The organism is Flavobacterium mekongense, assembly GCF_047038255.1.
Lineage (GTDB): Bacteria > Bacteroidota > Bacteroidia > Flavobacteriales > Flavobacteriaceae > Flavobacterium > Flavobacterium mekongense.
On sequence record NZ_CP174374.1, the window covers coordinates 2975449 to 2996499 of the forward strand.

A 21051-nucleotide genomic window follows, 5' to 3' on the forward strand; every position below is an offset into this window, starting at 1 on the left:
AAAAGCCATAAACTTACAACTCGTAACCCGCAACCCGCAACATGTCTAAACCACTCGAAATCCTCAAGCAATACTGGAATCATAGTACTTTTCGAGAGCCGCAAGAAGCCATTATCCAATCAGTTTTGGCCTGTAATGACACTCTTGCCTTGATGCCAACCGGCGGCGGAAAATCGATTTGCTTTCAAGTTCCCGCCATGATGATGGATGGTATTGGGTTGGTCATTTCGCCTTTGATTGCCCTAATGAAAGATCAAGTGCAAAACCTGCAAAACAAAGGCATTAAAGCCATCACTTTAACCGGAGGTATTCGACAAGATGAAATCATCGATTTGTTAGACAACTGCCAGTTCGGCAACTATAAATTTCTTTATCTTTCTCCGGAGCGTTTACAAAATGACTGGATTGTAGAACGCTTAAAAAATTTACCCATCAATCTCATCGCCATTGATGAAGCGCATTGTGTATCGCAATGGGGTCACGATTTTCGCCCGGCTTATCTAAAGATTGCACAACTCAAAGAATACTTTCCTAAAGTTCCCTTTTTAGCGCTTACAGCTTCAGCTACACAGCGAGTGAAAGAAGATATTATCACGCAGTTACAGCTGGAGAATCCTAAAATTTTCGCAAAATCATTCTATAGAGAAAACTTGGCCTACATGGTTTTCGAAACCGAAGACAAACTCTATTTGCTGCAACAAATACTGCAAAAAAATCCGCAGCCTTCGATAGTGTATGTCAACAACAGAAAATCATGTTCTGACATAGCCAAGCAATTAGAATCATTAGGATTCACCGCTACCTTTTACCATGGTGGTTTAACGGCTAAAGACAAGGAAAAACAAATGCAACTTTGGATGGATGAAAAGGCACAAATCATGGTGGCCACTAACGCCTTTGGAATGGGGATCGACAAAGCCAATGTGAAAACCGTTGTTCATTTGCATTTACCGCAAAATCTCGAAAATTATTATCAGGAAGCCGGCCGTGCGGGAAGAAACGGTGAGAAAGCGTTTGCTGTTTTGCTACACAACCCTTCGGATATCCTTCATGCCGATGCACAGTTTATTAACGTTTTACCGGATAAAGCTTTTTTGAATGCCGTATTTTCAAAACTGTGCAACTATTTTCAAATTGCTTACGGAGAAGGCATCGACGAACAATTTGGTTTCAACTTACATCAGTTTTGCACCAAGTACAACTTCCCGACGCTAAAAACATACAATGCTTTGCAGTTTTTAGACCGACAAGGCATCATTACCTTATCCAGAGAGTTTTCGGAAAAAATCAGCCTGCAATTCATTATACCATCTAAAGAAGTCATTCGTTACATGAGTTTACATCCCAATGACGAAGCCATATTGTTGACCATTTTGCGGACTTATCCCGGAGTTTATGAAATGCAAACCGCTTTGAACGTTTCGTTGGTCGCCAAAAAATCCAATCGAAGCGAAACCGAAGTGCTATCGCTTTTACAAAACTTAAAAGAAAAGAGCATTATTGAAATGATTGCAAAGCACAATGATGCTACCATAACTTTTAACGAAGTACGCGAAGACGAGCGCACAATAAACCGGGTTTCCAAATACCTTGAAGCGCAAAACCAATTAAAAACCGAACAGCTTAAAGCCGTTTTGTCATATTGTGAAAACCAAAAAACGTGCAAAAGCAAACTCTTGATGGCCTATTTCGGAGAAAATCAAAAGGAAGATTGCGGGATTTGCTCGTATTGTATCCAACAAAATAAGAAAATCGTTAACCCCGAAACTGCAACGGAAAAGATTATAGAGTTACTCAAGTTACAAGATTTTAATTCAAGAGATATTCAAAAACTAACCAAACTTCCCAAAGACGATGTTATCTTTGCCCTGCAAAAACTGCTGGAAGAAGAAATCATCAGTATTAAACCTAACAATTTGTACACTTTAAAATAAGCATGGAAAAATTACGCATTGTTTTTATGGGTACGCCCGAATTTGCCGTTGGCATTTTAGACACCATCATTAAGGGTAATTATGAGGTTGTTGGCGTAATTACTGCGGCAGACAAACCGGCTGGTCGTGGTCAAAAGCTGAAATATTCGGCTGTTAAAGAATATGCTTTAGCCAACAACCTTACCTTATTGCAACCTACTAACCTTAAAGACGAAACATTTTTAACGGAATTAAAAAGTTTAAATGCTAACTTACAAGTCGTTGTAGCATTCAGAATGCTACCTGAGGCAGTATGGCGAATGCCCAAATTAGGCACCTTTAATTTACATGCTTCTTTATTACCAAATTATCGTGGCGCTGCACCAATCAACTGGGCTATCATTAATGGCGAAACCAAAACCGGAGTAACCACTTTTTTTATAGATGATAAAATTGACACCGGTGCTATGATATTAAGCAAAGAAACAGCGATAGGACCCGAAGAAAGTGCCGGCGAATTACACGACCGTTTAATGGATTTAGGAAGTGAAGCTGTTATTGATACATTATTATTAATTGAAAACGGAAAAGTAAGCACCACCATTCAAGTAGATAATGCCGATATCAAAACGGCTTACAAACTCAACAAAGACAATTGTAAAATAGATTGGCATAAATCAGCTTCTGAGATTCACAATTTAATTCGAGGTTTATCACCTTATCCGGCGGCTTGGTGTTACTTTAAAGACAATGGAGAAGAATGGAACGTTAAATTGTATGACGCCAAGGTGATGGCTGAATCACACTCTTATTCAGTTGGTCAAATCATCACCACAAAAAAAGAAATCAAAGTTGCTGTTCAGGATGGTTTTATTCAAATTTTGAGTTTGCAACTGCCGGGAAAGAAAAAAATGGCTGCTCAGGAGTTGTTAAACGGAGTGTCATTTTCTGAAAGAGCGCAAGCAGAATAAGGTCTGCCGCCGTTTTTTAAGAAAAAAAATCGACAAAAAGACCTGGTTTATCAACAAAACCCCGAAGTTATCAACAAAACCCTGAAAAAAACGCCAAAACTCTTGTGTGGTAAGGAATTCCTATTAAATTTGTTATCATTAACAGAATGTTTAACCAACAATTAATAACTAACATTATGAACAAATCAGAATTAATCGATGCAATTGCAGCTGACGCTGGAATCACAAAAGCTGCTGCAAAATTAGCTTTAGAATCATTTTTAGGAAATGTAGGTAGTACTTTGAAAAAAGGCGGAAGAGTATCTTTAGTAGGCTTTGGTTCTTGGTCAGTTTCTAAGAGAGCTGCAAGAGACGGAAGAAACCCACAAACTGGAAAAACTATCAAAATTTCTGCTAAAAATGTAGTTAAATTCAAAGCTGGTGCTGAATTAGACGGAGCAGTAAACTAATAAATTAGTTCTTCTGATATATAAAAACCATCCCAATATAACGGGATGGTTTTTTTGTTTTTATCAAAATCATTTGGATTTGTAAAATTTTTTTCCCAACTTTAATAAAATTTTTTGAGGGGAATGATTTCTGAAAAACTACAAAAAGGGCAATTATTGATAGCCGAACCTTCTATTATAGGAGATTTGTCTTTTAATCGTTCCGTAATTTTGTTGGCCGATCATAACGAAGAAGGATCGGTTGGTTTTATACTGAATAAACCCTTAAAATATACCATTAGAGATTTACTTCCCGAAATTGAAGCCAAGTTCAAAATTTACAATGGTGGTCCTGTTGAACAAGACAACCTGTATTTCATTCACAATGTTCCCGACTTAATTCCGAACAGTATAGAAATATCAAACGGCATTTTTTGGGGAGGAAATTTTGAATTAACCAAAGACCTCATCAACAAGGGATTGATCAAAAAGAAAAACATCCGCTTTTTCTTGGGTTACACGGGCTGGGATTCAGAACAATTGGAAAATGAAATGCAATCCAACTCTTGGATTCTAACCAAAAACATCTACAAAAAAGACATATTGGGTAAAGCTTCTACACATTTTTGGAAAGAAAAAATCTTGGAATTGGGAGGAGAGTATCTTATTTGGTCTAACGCTCCGGAGAATCCAATCTTAAACTAACTGAGAATTGTTTGATTCAGTTTTTCCAACAATTGTTTTGCCTTTGTTTTTTCAAATTCTTTTTTACGATATTTTGTGATGGGTTGAATCCCTATAATAACATTGGTAATAAACAACTCATCGGCTTTTTGCAAATCAAAGGGAGAAATAGGTTGTTCAATCATTTCAATACCATCCAATTCTTTGGCTAATTTCAGTATTTGCTTTCGCATAATTCCGTTCAAACATCCTTCAGTAATTGGCGGCGTTATTAATTGTCCATTCAACAACATAAACAAATTACCATTAGCAGCCTCTATCACATTTTTTTCCTCATTAATCAGCAAACAAGTATCGAGTCCGTTTTCTTGTGCAAAAATGCTTGCGGTAATTTGAATGAGCTTATTGTTGGTTTTAAGAGTTGACAACAACTGTTTGGCCACAGTAAAATCTTTGTACAAATCAACTTCAAAAGTTACTTCATCAATAACATATGGTTTAACCGACAAAGCCGAAGCCTGAATGACAAAAGAAACCGAATTGTCTGTAGGCTTGTAATACCCGCCTTCATTTCTGAAAACGGTTAATCTAACACGGGCAGCCTCATGACAGTTTTGTTCACGAACTAAGGTCAGGATTTGCTCCTCGAGATATTCAAGGGTAAAATTCATGGGAATTTGCATCCGAATGATGCGCATGGATGCCAACAATCGAAAATAATGATCTTCAAAAAATAAAATTTGGTTGTTCAGTATTTTCAAGGTTTCAAAAACACCATCGCCATACAAAAAAGATCTGTTGGAAGCTGTCAGCAGCAACTGTTCGTCAGTGATAACACCATTAAAATTTACCATAAAAAATCCCGTCTTGAAGTTTTAAAATAAGACGGGACAAATATAAGTTTTAAATAGGATTTAGATAGAACCTATAACATGTTTTAAATCGGAAATTTGATTTTCCCACAATAATTTTGATTCTTCAATTTCATCTTCAAATGCATAGTCCACCACCATCAGGGAAACATCTTTTGTAATTTCATCTTCCAAAATTCTCAATTCAAAGTAGTAGTCGGTATCCTTTTTGTTGTCATCTACCCATTTGAATTTTACTTTTTCACCTGTTTTTTTAGAGGCCAACCTCGCATTCTCTTCAACATCATCCCAAATGAACGTAAAAAACTCACCTCTGGAATTCACGTTATCGGCAAACCATTCCTGTAAACCGGATGGTGTAGAAATGTACTGATATAACAATTGGGGTGATGAATTTACCGGAAATTCGAGTTCGTAACGTACTTTTTGATCCATGCTTGAACAAATTTTTGGGAAATATATAGAATATAAAGTCAAAAAAAAAACGTTTTTTAAAAATAAAAAAAATAACCAATATATGTTTGCACCCAATGATTTTAATTTTATATTTGCACCCGCATTCAGGGAATGCAAGTCTTGGCGAGGTAGCTCAGTTGGTTAGAGCGCAGGATTCATAACCCTGAGGTCGGGAGTTCAAATCTCCCTCTCGCTACTTAAAAACAAAGGGCTGTAGAGTTTTCTACAGCCCTTTTTCTTTTCTTGCTAAAACAATGCTAAAACATTTTAGCGTGGGCTTATTCACCTCTAACGGTATCTTTTAATGTTTTAATGCTGTCAGCTTCCACAGGTTTTGAATGCAAGTCATTCTTGTTATCAAATCCTAGCACTTCAAAAACCCTATTTTTACCCTCTGTTTCTGTAAGTTCATTAATTGCATATAGAAAGATAACTGCAACACCTAACAAAATTACCTTACTGCTGTCCTTCCATTCCTCAATCGCCCGAACAAAAAATAAAGCAACAAGAGCAACTGACATAATGAAAACTTTTAAGACTTTCGTCCATACATTCGCCGGAGGGCAAAAAACCAAGCCAATTAAACCCACTAAAAGTATAACAGCGCAAATTTTGACAATTACTTTATTAGAGCGGGCTTTTTGGGCGGCGTCTTTTTCTTTGTCAGTATAAGTTTTTAGACTTGAAGCAAGACTACCATTTTCATGGCTCAATTCATTTACCCGTTTTGCTATCACATCCAAGTCGCTCTTGAGCGCCGTTTTCTCGCTAACACAAGATTCCAATTGACCTTTAAAGTAAAAAGCATATTGTTCGGGATTTTTCTTTATCGCAGCCTTAGTGACTAATATATTTTTATCTGCCATATCACCCGAGTTTGTTTGCGTTACCTCTTTCCCCTTTGACCGTTTGAATAATCAAATCAACATCGTCTTGGGCAGCCTTCGCCGACCAAAAGTCTTTATCCTCACCTTTAAAAATAACAATGCTTTCAGCAATCAAAATCTGCGTGCCTTCCGATGTCATTTGATTGTTGTTAATTTTATTCTCGAATTCCGACAGTTCTTCTCCATCAAAAAATTCGACACCTTTTCTGCCTGTTTGATTGAAAGCTTCTTTCAAATTCTTGGCTTTCGGCGCAAAGAAATCCCGATTAAGGATATTCTCTTCATACTTGACATCCAACAGAACACCATCAGGAAAGCCTACAATTTTAATTTCTTGCCCCATATCATCTACCAAGAATTCGGCAATTTTTTTGCGAAAAACATTGATGTAGCCAATAATTTCTTTTTGAAGATTTTCATCGTACTGTTCTTGCATCCATAGCTCCTGCGAAAAAATAGGGTCATCTATCATTTTATCCAAAATCTTGGCAGAAATTTTTTTCTTGCTCGATTTTGGAAACACTTGGAATTGGAAAATCATTTTGTCTGTTTGTATGACTTCGTACAAGGGGTTTTCTGCCTCATAGGTCAAATCCAACTCCTTAATCTTTTCTTTAATTTCTTTGTCGTTCATCATTTAAGTTATTGATATTCAAATATAATTAATAATGTCACTTTTTAAACGATACTTTTTTGAAATAAAAAAAGCCCCGCTTTCGCGGGGCTAAGTTCAAAGTTTGAAATGTACTGCTGGCATATACCCATTATCCGACATAGATGAATAGCCATCATTTGTTACGACGATGTGGTCGAGAATAGAAATGTCCAGTACCTTCCCTGCCTCCGCAAATTTCCTCGTCATCGATTTATCACTATCGCTAAAGGCTGTATTTCCTGAAGGATGATTGTGCGCAAGTATCATAGCTGTCGCCCTGGCTTTGAGAGCTGTCGCAAAAGCCAATCTCAAATCAACAGCACATTCCGAGATACCTCCCCAAGCAATTGTTGATATGCCCAAAACACTGTTTTTTCTATCCAACAAAACTATTTTAAATTGTTCCTGCAATTCAAGTTTTCCTTTGTCCCAGTTGTTGATAAGAATTTCATAAGCATCAAGTGAAGAAGTAATTTGTACTCTTTCGGATGCCTTAACACGATTTTTATAAATAAGCTCCACTTCAGCAACCTTGGAAAAACTTTCTTTAAGCACCATTACCTATCTCCTTTTTTAAGTTGTCCGCTATCAAAGATTATTTTTAACCATTCTCCATGCATTGACATCCTTATGCGGTGCATAGGTTTTATTCATCGCCTGAAAAGTCAGGATGCCTTCTTTCCCGGCAAGTTCTTTCAAAGCATTGGTTGCAATTACTCCCGAAGTATCATTGTCAAGCCACGTATACAAAGACCTGTACACATAGTTTTTGATATAAGGGAAGACCTGCGGCAGACAGTTGACGGAGTTTAGAATAATCGTATCACCATCGAACTGCTGTACCTTTCTTTCAGCCAGTGCAGAAAGGTAGTCCATCATCCCCTCAAAAACGTGCACCTCAACTGACGGCACTTTCTTGCCTCTGATAAAGGAAACGCTTTTAGTCCCGATACAGCCTTTGAAAAGCTTATTTCTGAGTTCGTAGCCGTCACTTTCGGTCGGCCAGCCAATTGCCAAAAACTTCCTGCCTGTATTGCCATTGTTAACCGAAATCTGTTTCAGGTATTTGTTGGCAAGTGCCATCGGAATGTTGCGAGATTCAAGATAATTGACCAAAGCCCTGCTATCAATTTCCTGCACCTTGCTTAATGTAAGTGTTGCTCTCGTTTTAACAGGTTTCTCCCTCGGCAAGAAAAGAATTGAAACCGGAGACAAGGACATATTACCTATCCAACGCAGAGCATCTGCATGCAGATAATCCTCATTCTGACTTTTAAGATAGGTTCGTGCAAAATCCACAACATCGCCGCCTTTGCCCTCGCCAAAGTCGAACCAAAGGTTACTGACGGTGTTAATGTGAAAACTTGCTGTTTTTTCATCCCTGAATGGCGAGTTATACCATACATCGAAACCTTTTTGTTTCACGGGCAGGCATCCGATTTTTTGCAGGATTTCAGGCAAAGCAATAGCGTTGGCTTGTTCTATGTTCATAGAGACACCTCTTTTTTATCTTGATGATTTAAAGATTAAGAATGAAAGACAGTTTTTACTGCGGGTTCATGAATGCCTGTAAAAACAGATCAAGAACAGATTTGCGATACCGCACAGAGCGTCCAATTTTAACGGGCTTCAGATTGTATCGACCCGTACAATCCCAAACCGCCAGCGTTCCATGACTGAAACCGATGTACTTTGCCGCCTCTTTGCGAGTCAACAAAGCGTCCGTTTCAGAGTTATAAGCAAAATCTTCCGTCTCACTAACAAAAGTCGAATTATTCAAAAACATTGTTCCCCCTGGTTCGTTTTTTATTCAACAACTCGTTTCTATTCATTCAGCTTAACGTGATTCCCAAAAGCAACTTTAGAAACCGCATCCTGTTAAGCAGAATTAATGAGAATAAAACTGTTGCGTCATTTTTGACGGTTCAACCATAGGGGGTAATGGTAAAAACTTTACTACTTAAAATTGTTTCCCTCACAGCAAGGGGAAAAATATGAGAAAAAAAATCAGGAATATCAAATTATAAAGTGGGGTAGATTTTGGGGTATATTGTTTTCAAAATCATAAATAATTTTATTATCTCAATATCTTAATAACCCTAATCGAATCCTACCCGAGGAGCCAATATTTCCCATAAATTAATTAATTTGAATGAGCGTTAAAGGCAAAAACCTTGAAAAACAACGCTATCCCGCCTATTGTACTCTTATCTTAATTAACCTCAATAAACCCTCAACAGCGATTTTTTTGGGGTAGATTTCGGGGTAGATTTTAACAAGGTGGGGTAGATGAGCCTGACAGATACAATTTGTAAAAATGCTAAACCAAAAGAGAAAGCCTACAAGGTTTATGATTCTGCTGGGCTATACTTACATATAATGCCGACAGGCTCTAAGCTCTGGCGATTTCGATATAAGCTTTACGGAAAAGAAAAACTGATATCTCTCGGTGCATACCCAACAGTTAAACTGGCAGATGCCCGTAAAAAATTACAGGAAGCAAAGAAGCAGCTTGAAAACAATATTGATCCCTCAAGAGCAAGGAAAGAAGAACAAAGGGATGCCATCAAACAAATAAGCAATTCTTTTAAAAATGTTGCTCTTGAATGGATAGAAACCCAAAGGGAAAATTGGAAACCAAAATACTTCACAACTGTACAGCGTCGTTTAGATAACGACATTATTCCATACCTCGGAGATTTCCCAATTTCTCAAATTAAGACTACCGACTTGTATGATGCTATTAAGAAAATCGAAGAACGAGGCGCATTGCACCTTATTAAAAAAGTTCGGCAGCACTGTGGACAAATCTTTACTTACGCAATGTTACTGGGAAAATGCCAAAGCAACCCTGCTCTTCATTTACAAAGAGCATTCAAAACAAGAAAGACCAAGCACCACCCTGCCATTGAGCCACATGAAATTCCCAATTTCCTGCAAAAGCTTGACCAGAATGACAATCGATTTTACCCTCGCACAATTAGAGCCATCCGACTATCGTTATTAACCTTTGTCCGCCCTTCTGAATTGAGAAAAGCTAAATGGGTTGATATAGATTTTAAAAGGAAAGAATGGAAACTGCCTGCCGATGTAATGAAGTCTCGGCGGGACTTTATTGTCCCGCTTTCCAATCAGGCAATAAAAATTCTTAATAAACAAAAACTGGAAACCGGACACATCAACACTGAATATGTGTTCCCTAATCAAATACGACCAAAAGAGCCGATGTCTAGTGGAACGGTATTGCAAGCCCTTTATAGACTTGGCATGAAAGATAAAATGACCGCACATGGTTTCAGGGCACTGGCTAGAACAACAATCCGTGAAGAGTTGGGAACTGATGCAGACATAATAGAAATTCAGCTTGCCCATAAACCGATTAACCCTCTTGGAGAGGCTTACGATAGAACAAAATTTATAAAACAGCGTCACGTGATGATGCAGGAATGGGCTGATTATATCGACCGCATTACTCTAGAAGCCAAGAACAAGGTAGTCGCTTTTAAATCCTAGAAACTTTCATTTGCTCCGATAGTTTGCCCTCTACCTAGAGTCTTGGCGCAAGTTGAGCCAAGCCGTCCGAACGTCAATCACGCTGCCCGCTCCGTTCGCTTCGCTCCCGTGTTGGTGTTGACTTTGCGTCCTTGTGGCTTTGCTCCGTGTTTGCCCCATCCTCCACGGTGGAGGGCATTAAAAAAGGAGCAATATCATGAAAGACACTAAACAATTCACAAAAACAGACCTTACACAGTTCACTGGAACAGAAAACTGGTATCGTCACTCAATCGTCAGAACCGTTCTTTACACTGACGGTATCAAGTTCCTTGCTGAACAATCTGGAGCTTACTGGCTTATCGATGAAATCGCATTCAACCAAAACATCAAAAGTGTCACAGCACAAGAATTTCAAGTTTGGAAACTAAAAGTTGACCTTGAAAAGAGCCAAGCAGTTCTGACCTGCGATGATGGCAATAATAACATCGTTTACAAAAAGCACATTCAATATACAGATTTTCCACTTGATGAAATCTGCATTTATTTTGTCAACAATGTAATCTTACTAACAAGTGAATATTAAACAAAAATCAGCCGCCCCGTTGGGGCGGCTGATAATAACTTATCTCTAAGTCAATAGCGGTATTTGATTCAGCTTATCACAAAATGATGCTTTATTACTGTCTCAATTTTAATTAGCAAGTATAAAGACGACCGTTAAATATATAAACGGGAAACATAAAAGAAATAAATTCAAGTAATTTATCCTTCTGTTATATATCATATTAATAATCCCTATTAATGAGGTCACAAAACTCAAAAATAAAAAGCTATATACTAAAAATGCTTTTAACTTCCGTCCTATTGTGTAATCAGGAATAAACGTTATAGCCGTGTAAACTATAAAAAATAATACTGTAAAAACTATAAATCTATTTTTTTGAAAATTTATTCTGGATCGCATCCTCTTACTTTTTGATTAAAATATTGATAATAAAAACCGTTTGTAATTGCATTGGTATCAGCGGCACTATCTCCTTGCGTTCCTAAAGAAAATATTCTTTCATTTGCTCCTGCCCCTCTAAGCCCAGAACTTAAAGAAAATCCTGAATGTCCTAACGCTCTACCCCACATAAATTGCCCTGCATCATAAATATTATAAATTGTATTATGCTGTCCAAACCTAAAATAGGTTCGTGAGCCACCATTATAACCCGCTTTAACCATTTCATCAGTCGAAACATTAAACTCATTTTGTAACAAAGTTGGAAAATCCCAATCTCCCCATGAGGCAAAACCCAATCGAACGTAGTCCATTCCGCTTTTATAACTTTCAGAAACATTCTCACTAATTGTGCCCGCAGCAATAATTCTGTCGAGCAAATTAATTATCTTACGATAGATATTATCTCCTTTATTGAAATGTCCATACATCATATGTTTGTCCATATTCGATGGGTCATTAAAAAATAATTGCGTTCCATTTTGGTCAAAAAATCTATTTGCCCCTTCTTTTCTAACAACACTCGTCACATTTCCATTTGAATCTACCGTTACATCATCATCGTTATCTCCCGCTGCTACACTATTGCCATTACCATCTTCAAAGGTTCCATTGTTATTAGTCCATACTGTTTCTCCACTTCCTGATTTACTAAACATGTCATCAATAACTGATTGTGCAATCATACCCGATGGGTCATTAAATCTTATAGGGTTATCCATACACATCGTATAAGGAGACCAAGCGGGCGTTTCTTCACTCAAGGGGTCTGGAGAAAGCCAACGGCTTGCTATATCTCCAATAGGGCGACTATATTCAAAAATAGCGGTATCTATCTCCACCAACCCCACAATTTTCTTCTTATCGACATGGAATCTGACTGAACCTATTGTAACTATACTATCCAAATCATGAACTTCGAGATATTTACCCTTACTCAAAGTAGCCACCTTTCCCTTATAACCAAATTGCTTAAAAGGATTTGCCGCTTGAATGTTCTTTTCTCTGCGTTCTTTTTCTTCCTTTGATATTTTTTCTTGGGCAGTCATTCCCGCAAAAGAAAAGAGGCATATTGTTAAAAAATATAATCTCCCCATGATTATTTCTTGTTAAAGTTAGTCAATTTTTTGTTCTCAAATTTTTCACGTTCCGTTTTTAAGGACACCAGCCAATTTAGATACATATCTTCCGGCATGAAGCGATAGCCTAGTGCATGAATATAGGCATATTCCTTCTCTAGTTTTTTGAAGTCCTGTTTCGCCTTTTCTATATCAACGTTACGCTCAATCTGTTTTTTTTGTATTTCTGCTTTCATGATTAATGCGGATGTAAGATTTGGATAAACACTCAAAGCCTTTTCGGTACATTTCAAAAGAAAAGCACCATCATTATTTGGAAAAGCTTTTTGATATGCATCAGCCAAATCCATCAATACCAAAGCGATACTTTCTTTATTATCGAGTGCTTTCATATAAACACCGTTCTTAATGGCATCCACATGAATAAATCCAGAAGCCATCAACCAAGCGTCATTTGGAAATATACCGCTTGTAAGTTCTGTATTGTACCATCCGTTCTTTTTGTTCTGATGTTTGATATAAATATGGTTCGGTGCGAGTGCCAAATTTGCCGTCGTTCCCAATTCTTCGCACAAAATCTTATACAAGTAAGGCAAAGAGTGGCAGTTCCCCTTTCTCGTGGTCAGGAGTTTTGACACAAACATATTGGATAGTTCCTGATTGCCGAAAACATCCTCAAAATCATACCGGAAAGGAACGTATTTATATTCTTTACCTTCAATCAAAATAGGGATGCTGTCACACATCACTTGATAAACCGAAGCCCATTTATTGACATTCTCCTTGTCATTCTCGACATACGCCAAAAACCTGTCTTTAATTAAAGACTTGCATATGTTCGTCAGGACATTGATTTGATTGTTTACGGTTATTGTATCAAGCTTTCCGTTCAGGTAAGCATTCTCAACCGAGAAAACAGCTTTCTTAAAACTGTAATGGTTTTCATTAACAAGCATATCATTTAAGGTCAGCAAACTCTTTTCAAAAAGTGCTTCCTGATTTTGTGCTTTTACCGACAATGAAATGGTAAAAAATAAAATTCCTAAAATATAATTTCTTATCACCCTTTAGTTGTATTTTTCTTATCCGGCAGAGCCTTTCTAAGCTGTTTAGTTAACTCCTCGTTTTTCTGTTTTTCGTTTTCTTTGTTCATAGACTGCAACCAAGCCTGATATGCTTCGTCGGGCATTGGCTCATATCCAAGATTATCGACATGCGCAAATACTGCATTTACTTCATTGAGCATTTTTATTGCTTGCGGATATTGATTAATCCTCTGCAAATCCTTTTGGTCATTCGGATTAATCTTTAGCTGTCGCATCACGTACTCGAAACGTGCTGCTTTTAATTGACCATTCAAAATGTGGGCATTCACGCTATTTGGATAGAACGAAAGGGCTTTTTCAATGATTTCGCTGACAAACTCGTCATATCCATACTTGCGAACGTACCCGCTTGCCAAATCCGTCAACAAATTTGCGAGCAGTTCTTTTTTAGAAAGGTTTTGCATGTAGATGCCTGATTGCAAGGCTTCCGATTTTATATAGCCCGATTGCAAAATATAGGAATCAGTCGAAAACATACCATTGGTCAATTCGATGTTGAACCACTTGCCATGATCGTCAGGAAACCGAATGTAGGAATGATTGGGCGATAGTGCAAGATAAGCTTCGGCTCCGATTTCATCAGCCAATAGGAGATAAAGCAAGGGCATCGAGTGGCATTGCCCTGAACCCGTCGCTAAAAGTTTAGATACAAACATTTTTGAATAGTCTTTCAATCCCATGTAATCTTCAAAATCATACTTGAAAGGTAAATGCTTTTGTTTATCAGATTTGAGAACTAAAGACTCTGTAAAGAATGAGAACAGCATAAAGTTCTTGGCAGTATTACTGTCAAGACTATATTTTTCTTCTTTCATTTTTGACTTGATGAAATCCCCTGCTGACTTAATCGCATTGTCAAACTCAGCTTTATCCAATACATTTTCAAAGTAGGCATTCTCAATCGTGAAATTTGTTTCCTTCAAGTTATAGACCGTATCAGTCAAAATTATCTTTTCGAAAGCTTCACGGTAAAAATTTGTTCCGGCTCGATTTTGAAAAGATGGCAAGCTATAATTCACTGTACGCTGTGCTTGCATTTTTTCTATGTCAGCTTTTATATCAAGATTCACCGAAGATAGGTTTATGTGCCGCTCCGTTTCTGCAATAATTGCAGCATTCTGTCTCTGTTGTGTATTTGGCAAGGTCAGATAAGATGCTGGAGGAGAAACTGAATTTTTCTTATCGGAACGGTTTACAAGTTCAGATGTCGTGTATTGAGGGAGAATTGATGTGACAGGGTTAGGTGGCAAAACTGGAGCTTGCGCACAAACAGAAAGATGGACAAAAAAGCCCATCACGAGATTGTAATCCCTAAATTTTAAATACCTCATAATATAGTTGCTATAAACTTTTCGTACTTCTACAAAAAACAACAACTGCAAACTACGAGGTGGTATTTTAATTTGCAGCTGTGTAAATATACATATTTTTTAATAACTAGTTCTTCACAATTTTTCTAGTAATAGCTCCTGCATAAGTTTGAACAGTCAATATGTAGATACCTCTAGATAGTTGCGACATATCCAAAGAGTTTTCAATACGGGATACATTGATGCTTCTTCCATTTAAGTCATAGACTTTCATTGACAGGATTTCACTGTTCGCATCCACGAATAGTTTATTGGCAACAGGGTTAGGGTAAAGTTTTGCATCTGTTATAAAATTTTCGCTGATAGATAACGAAGTACAACTATACTGTGTCGGCTGTGATACAAATCCCCCGCCATTTGGGACAAGTTGAGTATCGCCCCAAGCCCAGAATGTTCCGTTATCCTTAATCGCCAAGCCTGAGAAATAACCTGCCACAGCATCCGACCAGTTGGTTTCTATGCTAATTTGCGTTGGTGAGGTATAATTCCCTGCCGATGTTCCGTTTCCGAGTTGTTGGCTATTATCACTCCCCCATCCCCAAAGCGTGCCGTTTGTCTTTGTTAGCAGGATAAACTGTGATTGTGCGCGTTTCTTGATGGAGAATGTTTTCCAGTCCGTATCTATTCCGACCTGTTGCGGGGTCAGGTATTCAAAGGTCATTCCCGAAGTGTAACCCCAACCATGTAGTGTATTGTTTGTTTTGAGAGCAAAAGAGACGCTGGAACTGGCATCTACAAATTTCCAGTCCGTTGCAGTACCGATTTGCACAGGGGTCATGACGTTGGTCGTATTGCCTGTACCAAGCTGTCCGTAATCATTAAGACCCCAAACCCATAAAGTACCGTTTGTTTTGACCGCCAAACAATGGCGGCCGTTACCCGAAATGGTCAACCAGTCAGTTGCCGTGCCAAGCTGTATCGGCACATTGCTCACAAAGCTTGTCGCCGCGCCGTTTCCAAGATAACCGGAAACATTCGTACCCCACACCCATAGAGTGCCATCTGTCTTGATAGCAACCGTTCCTCTTTCACCCGCAGAGACTTCTTTCCAGTTGGTCGCCGTTCCGATTTGAACAGGCACATTACTATCATTGCTTGTCCCATTACCTAACGCCTGATAGTTATCATTTCCCCAAGCCCATAGCGTTCTGTTGGCTTTAATCGCCATTGAATGCCTGTCACTCACGGAAACAAACATCCAAGTATTGTCAGTACTGATTTGCACAGGCGTTGTTTTATCTACTATTGTACCATCACCTAGCTGCCCAAGGCTGTTTTCTCCCCAAGCCCAGAGAGTGCCATCTTGACTAATGGCAATATAGTGGTCTTCCCCTGCGACTACTTTCCTGAAACATTGTGCCGTAATACCGACTGAAAAAGTCAGCATCAAAATAATTGTAATTTTTCTCATACGAATAGATTTAAAGTTTAATCATACGAAAATATAAAAATTCGGAGAAAACTCCGAATCATAATTAAAATATTTTTGCTTTTGATGCTGACTTTTGTTTTATGCAGAAACAGTTAGAGGAAATAAAGCAGGAAGTCACCAAACGCATTTATAAAGAGTTTATGGTCAAATTCGGTGGAAATAAATTGCAGTTCGCAAAAGCCGCGGGATGCAACGAAAAGACGATAAGATTACTTTTTGACGAGGGCGCAGGCATGACTTTGAATCTTCTGTTCAAACTTGCTAAGGCTCTGGAAGTTGAGCCGAGTGATTTGCTGAAAGGGCTGTCGATTAAAAAATAAGCTTAAAAAGCAGTAATAAAGGGCATATACACAGCAACTATTTTTTAAGAAGAGACCAGAGGCTGTTTTCTTCAATGGATTGTATATATACACTGGAAACGCCTGACTTATCTTTCATTATGGCGAGCCAAATATCTTTTAACGTTTCGAAAGAAACTTCACCACGACCAAGAAAAAAAAGCAGGAAGCCAAATCCAAACGAAATAATCAGTGACCAACCATTACCCAACCACTTTGAAATACTAACTGCATTAACAAGAATCAAAGATATCGTTATCAAGCTTGAAGCAAATAGAGGTGTACTTTTAGGTTCCAGCGTATACATATAAATAGCCATAGCTATAATCACAACACCTGTACAAATCGTCAGCCAAATATATTTTCTATTTTCAAGCTCTATTGCCTCTTCCTGATAGTCAAAACCCCTTATAAAAGTTTCTCTTAATTCAGAATCTTCTGGATAGAGTTCGTATGCCTTAGCAGTTTTACGTTTGTTTAGGCCCATTATTTTTATCGATTTTACCCGCCAATTTCGCATAGTACATTTGACGGAGTTTCTTAATATCTTCTATATCTGCTCTCGCCACTTTCTCTGTCCAAAAATGACTCTCTTTACCTTTAAACATTAAAAGCCCACGACCAAACAAACAAAACTCTGTATCTTTAAACGATATAGAGGACTTCAAAAGTAAATCATCTACATTCTCCCTAAAATCATCCGGTATTTTTATTGTGCCTAAAGCCCCTTTTAGGGAATCTTGAGTGTCAGAAATAATGATAGTTTCTTCACCAAGGTTAACAGTACGCACCTGCACAACTACTCCTAAATTAAAGGGTATAATCTCAAGAGAGTAACTGTAAGCATCGTGCGAATACTTTCGACATGCTTTTTTAAAATATTCAAAATAGTTCTCATATAAAACTTTATTGAATTCAGAACTTAATGTAGCCACTACAGCCTCCAATTCTTCATCTTGCTTTTTTGACGGGATTTTTTTTATAAACCTGCCAAGATTTGAACCTATGGTAAAAACAAAGCTTTTCCCTTCTGTTTTAGGAGAAGGACTATTTTTATCATAACCTTGTTGTTGATCATTATCTACCATTGATTCAGTAAATTAAATATCAAAAATAATAAAAAAAATCTTAACTATTTCAAACACATAGCCTTATACTTATTATTGTTTAACAATTTCTATATCTATCACAAAAGCTCCTTCTCTTGCTTCAATTTCAAAATACCTCTTATCCTCACAAACAATCAGTTTACAGATATGAGACATCAAGTTACTAAAAAGACCACTAAGGTTACATCCTTTCAAGATAACAATGTGAGTAGTGTAGGTCAGTACAATGATATTCTCTTCTGGCGAATACTCCCCCGACACCAAATAGGCATAGTTTAAAAACAACCTGTTTCCGTCAGGTTGAACAAAACATAAATTCCGTACCTGTGATGGTGAAGCGTAGTTTGCCATTTCATCCATAGAAAGTTCTGGCGGTACAGTTCCCTGTCCGCCGTTTCCTTTGTTTAATTTGTCGAAGTTACCTGTCAGGCTCATAATCTTTGCTTTGCTGATGGTTTATTCCCTGTTCTTTTTCCTGCCGTTGCAACTGCATCACGGCATCTATGTGGTTCTTGTCTTTGCCGACCAGTTCTATCGCTGACTGACGGATACCAAGTTCGGATGCGTATTCAAGCAAGGTTTCTTTATCATCCGTATAAATTCGGGCGCGGTCTCGACCCCGTGATACCGACACATAAAACTGCTTCGCATCCGTCGCGGGAAATGTTCCGGCAGGCTGATAGATAAAAACCTCGTCCACCGTCTTGCCTTGCGAAGCGTAGGAGGTAATGACGTGGGCATGCGATATGAAGCCGAATTTTTTATCCAGTTCGTAAACGCACTTACTCACCTCGTTTTGCAAGGTCAATTTTCCAGTTGCGGAAACCTTGGCGACTTCAAGCAAAGTTCCATTATTAAGCCGCCTGCCCTTTGCATCAAAACTGTTATCGGTAATCATAACCTTGTCGCCCTTTGAGAGCTTGATTTGTCTTTCATGATAAAGGCTGTACCGATGGCTTTCACCAATCGGCAAAGTTCTACATTGCCCTTTCTCGTTAACGAGCCTGATTTGGTCATTTTCTTTTTCAACCGCCCAAATGCTCCCGCGCATAAACCCCGAGACGTTCTGATTGAATTTCACAATCTGCCCGTTTTGATAGTTTCGGGCATCGGCTTTTTCCGCTTCGGTCAGGTTGAGTCTTTTGTAGCTTTTGGCGGCAATCTCTTTCTTGCCGAGCAACCCCTCTTCTTTCATCTTTTGTCGAATCTCGTTTGTCGCTTCCTCGCCCTGGGCATGTGTGGGAGAAATCACAATCGCCGATTTTCCTTTTTTCAAGGTATCGATGTAACCCTTCACCATCTGCTCGTTTGGTTTCATCGGGTCAACACTGACTATCGCCCCCATGTTGTCCAGTTTGCCGAAGGCTTCCTTGATATCCCCTTTTGAAAGGTCTTCGACCGCCGCCTTGTACTCATGGTTCTTCTGGCGGTAAATCTTGCTGACCTCTGCCGAGCGAATGCCGGCAACGGTATTTAAAATACGCATGGCATCGCCACGCACAACGCTTGCATGTTGCCTTGTGTCACCACCAAGAATAAGCCTTGCGCCTTGCTTGGTCACGATTTCCAGTAAATCGGTCATGTCCTTCGTGCCGAGCAATCCCGCTTCGTCCACCCATAAAACCTGCCCTTTGAGTTTTTCCTGCATCTGGGCATCGGTCAGGAATTTGGCAACGGTTTGGGCATCCCCGAAACCTTCCTCTCTCAAAACACCCCTTGAAGCTTGCGCCGTAGGCGCCAATACCGTGACCGCTTTCCCCGCCTGTTCAACCTTGGCAACCGCTTCACGCATCAACGTGGTTTTACCCGCCCCCGCTGCACCCCGAACGATAGAAACACGGTCAGAGGTCGTCAGGACATGCTCGACTGCCGTTTTTTGTTGACCCGTCAGGTCAAGTTCAGGGGCTTTCTCGTACAAGGGAATAAACAGCCCCTTGCCCAAACGTGCCAAATCCACCATGCGCTTTTCTTCCGTCAGCACTTCCTTGGTGGTACACATCGGGCGGGCATTTTCGGTTATATGAATAAGTCGCTTGTCCTCCCTAAATCGCTTGGCGATTGCGTTCAAGGAAACCCCGTCCCTGCCGATTGCATGACGATACGCCGCTTCCAAAAGCTTGCGGTCAGCCATGACCGAGGCACGCTCGAAACTATGCGCAATGGCATGGTCAAGACATTGCTCCGCCGTCAGTTCCTCTTTTTGACGGTCAGGCGCATAACGGACGGCTTTGCCCTCGTCACCCGTATTGCCAAGGGCGGCAATCTGCGAGAGCCATTCGTCTCTCAACTCCGTCATGCTATGCCCTTTTTGTTTCTTGGCTCTGGAGCGTGCGCCAAGTTCCGCCAGTTCCTTGGCATCGGTAATGCCCTTTTCCTTGGCGATACGGCCGATTTCATCGGTACGCTTGGAAAAGAGGTCAATCACCTTTTGCGGCACACCCTCAATCTCGAATGAGGTTTCCGTGCGTTTAATGCCATACCCAAGCCCGACCAGTTTGTCCGACAGGGTTTTGTGAAATATTGCTTGGTAGTAAGGCATATCCCGTTTGATGTCCCGAAACTCGCCCGCCTTGATGCGCTGCTCCGCCTCGTCCCAAGTCGCATTGAACACAAAACAATGGCTGTGCAAATGCGGGTCAGGCAAAGCCCCGTCAACAGGTCTGGCGGTTTGATGGGTAAAATGCGACCACGCAAGCTCGCTCGTTCCTCGCTCGCTCTGCTGGCCGTCCAGCCTTACCCGTGTCTTGGCATCCGCCTCGACGCTGCGCATGGTCTCGGTCACGCTATCCTGAAAGGCTTTCAGAATATGGTCGTCTCCCGACAAGCCATGCAGGATAGACACGGATTTGGGGCAATGAAAATTAATATCATAACCCACCTTCCGAACGTCCTTCGTTCGAGGTGTCAAAGAATGACCCGTTTGCGGATTGACGTTTTCGCACAAGGCGAAAAAAGCGTCCTTCATCCCGCTATCCTGCAAACCCAAACGCACAGCCAAAAGCCCCTGCCAAAAGCCTTGCAGCTCTTGGTCAGAGACGTAATAATCGGACTTCATCAAGGCATCGGAAAAATAAGCCTTGGCATGTCCGGCGGACTGGCTTTGAATCATGCGTATCATCTTTTAAGGGTATAATGATTTTTTGAAAACGGACGGACGTTTTGCGTCCGGTGAATAAGGATTAAACTTCCCGCATACCCACCCCTAACACAGCAGGCTGTGTGCCAGAGGTAAGGTAAGATAGTTGTTTAGCCG

The 21051-nt window shown here is 39.6% G+C and carries 22 protein-coding genes and 1 tRNA gene; 8 read left to right on the plus strand and 15 right to left on the minus strand.

From position 1 onward, the window contains the following. Nucleotides 1–41: 41 nt before the first annotated feature. From ACJG85_RS13015 to ACJG85_RS13030, 4 genes are all read left to right on the plus strand, one after another. Nucleotides 42–1934: a RecQ family ATP-dependent DNA helicase gene (locus tag ACJG85_RS13015; RefSeq protein WP_412476610.1), complete on the plus strand. Its 1893-nt coding sequence runs from the start codon at nucleotides 42–44 to the stop codon at nucleotides 1932–1934. Nucleotides 1935–1936: 2 nt separating this feature from the next. Beyond that, nucleotides 1937–2884 carry a methionyl-tRNA formyltransferase gene (gene fmt / locus ACJG85_RS13020; protein ID WP_412476611.1) on the plus strand — a complete coding sequence of 316 codons (948 nt, stop codon included), beginning with the start codon at nucleotides 1937–1939 and terminating at the stop codon, nucleotides 2882–2884. Nucleotides 2885–3060: 176 nt separating this feature from the next. Then, nucleotides 3061–3333: an HU family DNA-binding protein gene (locus ACJG85_RS13025; protein ID WP_290873956.1), complete on the plus strand. Its 273-nt coding sequence runs from the start codon at nucleotides 3061–3063 to the stop codon at nucleotides 3331–3333. 123 nt (nucleotides 3334–3456) lie between these two features. Then, nucleotides 3457–4017 (plus strand): YqgE/AlgH family protein, encoded by a 561-nt coding sequence (locus ACJG85_RS13030; RefSeq protein WP_409679620.1) that lies wholly within the window; start codon nucleotides 3457–3459, stop codon nucleotides 4015–4017. Here the strand turns inward: ACJG85_RS13030 and ACJG85_RS13035 are convergent. Further along, nucleotides 4014–4850, minus strand: a complete 837-nt coding sequence (locus ACJG85_RS13035) for an aminotransferase class IV (protein WP_412476612.1) — start codon at nucleotides 4848–4850, stop codon at nucleotides 4014–4016. The genes ACJG85_RS13030 and ACJG85_RS13035 overlap by 4 nt on opposite strands. 60 nt (nucleotides 4851–4910) lie before the next feature. Beyond that, nucleotides 4911–5303, minus strand: a complete 393-nt coding sequence (locus ACJG85_RS13040) for an START-like domain-containing protein (RefSeq protein ID WP_395633406.1) — start codon at nucleotides 5301–5303, stop codon at nucleotides 4911–4913. A gap of 143 nt (nucleotides 5304–5446) precedes the next feature. Here ACJG85_RS13040 and ACJG85_RS13045 point away from each other — a divergent pair. Then, nucleotides 5447–5520, plus strand: a tRNA-Met gene (locus ACJG85_RS13045). A gap of 82 nt (nucleotides 5521–5602) precedes the next feature. Here the strand turns inward: ACJG85_RS13045 and ACJG85_RS13050 are convergent. From ACJG85_RS13050 to ACJG85_RS13070, 5 genes are all read right to left on the minus strand, one after another. Further along, nucleotides 5603–6190 carry a hypothetical protein gene (locus tag ACJG85_RS13050; protein ID WP_412476613.1) on the minus strand — a complete coding sequence of 196 codons (588 nt, stop codon included), beginning with the start codon at nucleotides 6188–6190 and terminating at the stop codon, nucleotides 5603–5605. Nucleotide 6191: 1 nt separating this feature from the next. After that, nucleotides 6192–6845 carry a hypothetical protein gene (locus tag ACJG85_RS13055; protein WP_412476614.1) on the minus strand — a complete coding sequence of 218 codons (654 nt, stop codon included), beginning with the start codon at nucleotides 6843–6845 and terminating at the stop codon, nucleotides 6192–6194. Nucleotides 6846–6941: 96 nt separating this feature from the next. Continuing rightward, on the minus strand, nucleotides 6942–7424 hold the full coding sequence (locus ACJG85_RS13060; RefSeq protein ID WP_412476615.1) for a JAB domain-containing protein: 483 nt from the start codon (nucleotides 7422–7424) through the stop codon (nucleotides 6942–6944). Nucleotides 7425–7454: 30 nt separating this feature from the next. Then, complete coding sequence (locus tag ACJG85_RS13065; protein ID WP_412476616.1) at nucleotides 7455–8357, minus strand: toprim domain-containing protein; 903 nt, start codon at nucleotides 8355–8357, stop codon at nucleotides 7455–7457. A 55-nt stretch (nucleotides 8358–8412) separates the two neighbouring features. Next, nucleotides 8413–8652, minus strand: coding sequence for a helix-turn-helix transcriptional regulator (locus tag ACJG85_RS13070; protein WP_412476617.1), 240 nt, complete (start codon nucleotides 8650–8652; stop codon nucleotides 8413–8415). 503 nt (nucleotides 8653–9155) lie between these two features. On the opposite strand from ACJG85_RS13070, the gene ACJG85_RS13075 reads away from it, so the two are divergent. Both ACJG85_RS13075 and ACJG85_RS13080 read left to right on the plus strand, forming a co-directional pair. Next, entirely contained in the window at nucleotides 9156–10379 is a 1224-nt protein-coding gene (locus ACJG85_RS13075) for a tyrosine-type recombinase/integrase (protein WP_412476618.1), read from the plus strand. Between the two features lie 196 nt (nucleotides 10380–10575). Then, nucleotides 10576–10944 carry a DUF6876 family protein gene (locus tag ACJG85_RS13080; RefSeq protein WP_412476619.1) on the plus strand — a complete coding sequence of 123 codons (369 nt, stop codon included), beginning with the start codon at nucleotides 10576–10578 and terminating at the stop codon, nucleotides 10942–10944. 365 nt (nucleotides 10945–11309) lie between these two features. Here the strand turns inward: ACJG85_RS13080 and ACJG85_RS13085 are convergent, their stop codons facing one another. The 4 genes from ACJG85_RS13085 to ACJG85_RS13100 form a co-directional block, all read right to left on the minus strand. Continuing rightward, entirely contained in the window at nucleotides 11310–12461 is a 1152-nt protein-coding gene (locus ACJG85_RS13085) for a hypothetical protein (RefSeq protein WP_412476620.1), read from the minus strand. A 2-nt stretch (nucleotides 12462–12463) separates the two neighbouring features. Next, on the minus strand, nucleotides 12464–13507 hold the full coding sequence (locus ACJG85_RS13090) for a hypothetical protein (protein ID WP_412476621.1): 1044 nt from the start codon (nucleotides 13505–13507) through the stop codon (nucleotides 12464–12466). Next, entirely contained in the window at nucleotides 13504–14880 is a 1377-nt protein-coding gene (locus tag ACJG85_RS13095) for a hypothetical protein (protein ID WP_412476622.1), read from the minus strand. The genes ACJG85_RS13090 and ACJG85_RS13095 overlap by 4 nt, the downstream gene beginning before the upstream one ends. A 106-nt stretch (nucleotides 14881–14986) precedes the next feature. After that, nucleotides 14987–16330 carry a T9SS type A sorting domain-containing protein gene (locus ACJG85_RS13100; protein ID WP_412476623.1) on the minus strand — a complete coding sequence of 448 codons (1344 nt, stop codon included), beginning with the start codon at nucleotides 16328–16330 and terminating at the stop codon, nucleotides 14987–14989. 101 nt (nucleotides 16331–16431) lie between these two features. Here ACJG85_RS13100 and ACJG85_RS13105 point away from each other — a divergent pair, with 101 nt between their 5' ends. After that, nucleotides 16432–16671, plus strand: a complete 240-nt coding sequence (locus tag ACJG85_RS13105) for a helix-turn-helix domain-containing protein (protein WP_412476624.1) — start codon at nucleotides 16432–16434, stop codon at nucleotides 16669–16671. Between the two features lie 37 nt (nucleotides 16672–16708). On the opposite strand, the gene ACJG85_RS13110 is transcribed toward ACJG85_RS13105, so the two are convergent. The 4 genes from ACJG85_RS13110 to mobF form a co-directional block, all read right to left on the minus strand. Beyond that, a complete protein-coding gene (locus ACJG85_RS13110; RefSeq protein WP_412476625.1) occupies nucleotides 16709–17176 on the minus strand; it encodes a hypothetical protein in 468 nt (155 codons plus the stop codon). Then, on the minus strand, nucleotides 17157–17777 hold the full coding sequence (locus ACJG85_RS13115) for a hypothetical protein (RefSeq protein WP_412476626.1): 621 nt from the start codon (nucleotides 17775–17777) through the stop codon (nucleotides 17157–17159). The genes ACJG85_RS13110 and ACJG85_RS13115 overlap by 20 nt, the downstream gene beginning before the upstream one ends. Before the next feature lie 72 nt (nucleotides 17778–17849). Continuing rightward, nucleotides 17850–18233, minus strand: coding sequence for a hypothetical protein (locus ACJG85_RS13120; RefSeq protein ID WP_412476627.1), 384 nt, complete (start codon nucleotides 18231–18233; stop codon nucleotides 17850–17852). Beyond that, nucleotides 18217–20907, minus strand: a complete 2691-nt coding sequence (gene mobF, locus ACJG85_RS13125) for a MobF family relaxase (RefSeq protein WP_412476628.1) — start codon at nucleotides 20905–20907, stop codon at nucleotides 18217–18219. The genes ACJG85_RS13120 and mobF overlap by 17 nt, the downstream gene beginning before the upstream one ends. Nucleotides 20908–21051: the final 144 nt, after the last annotated feature.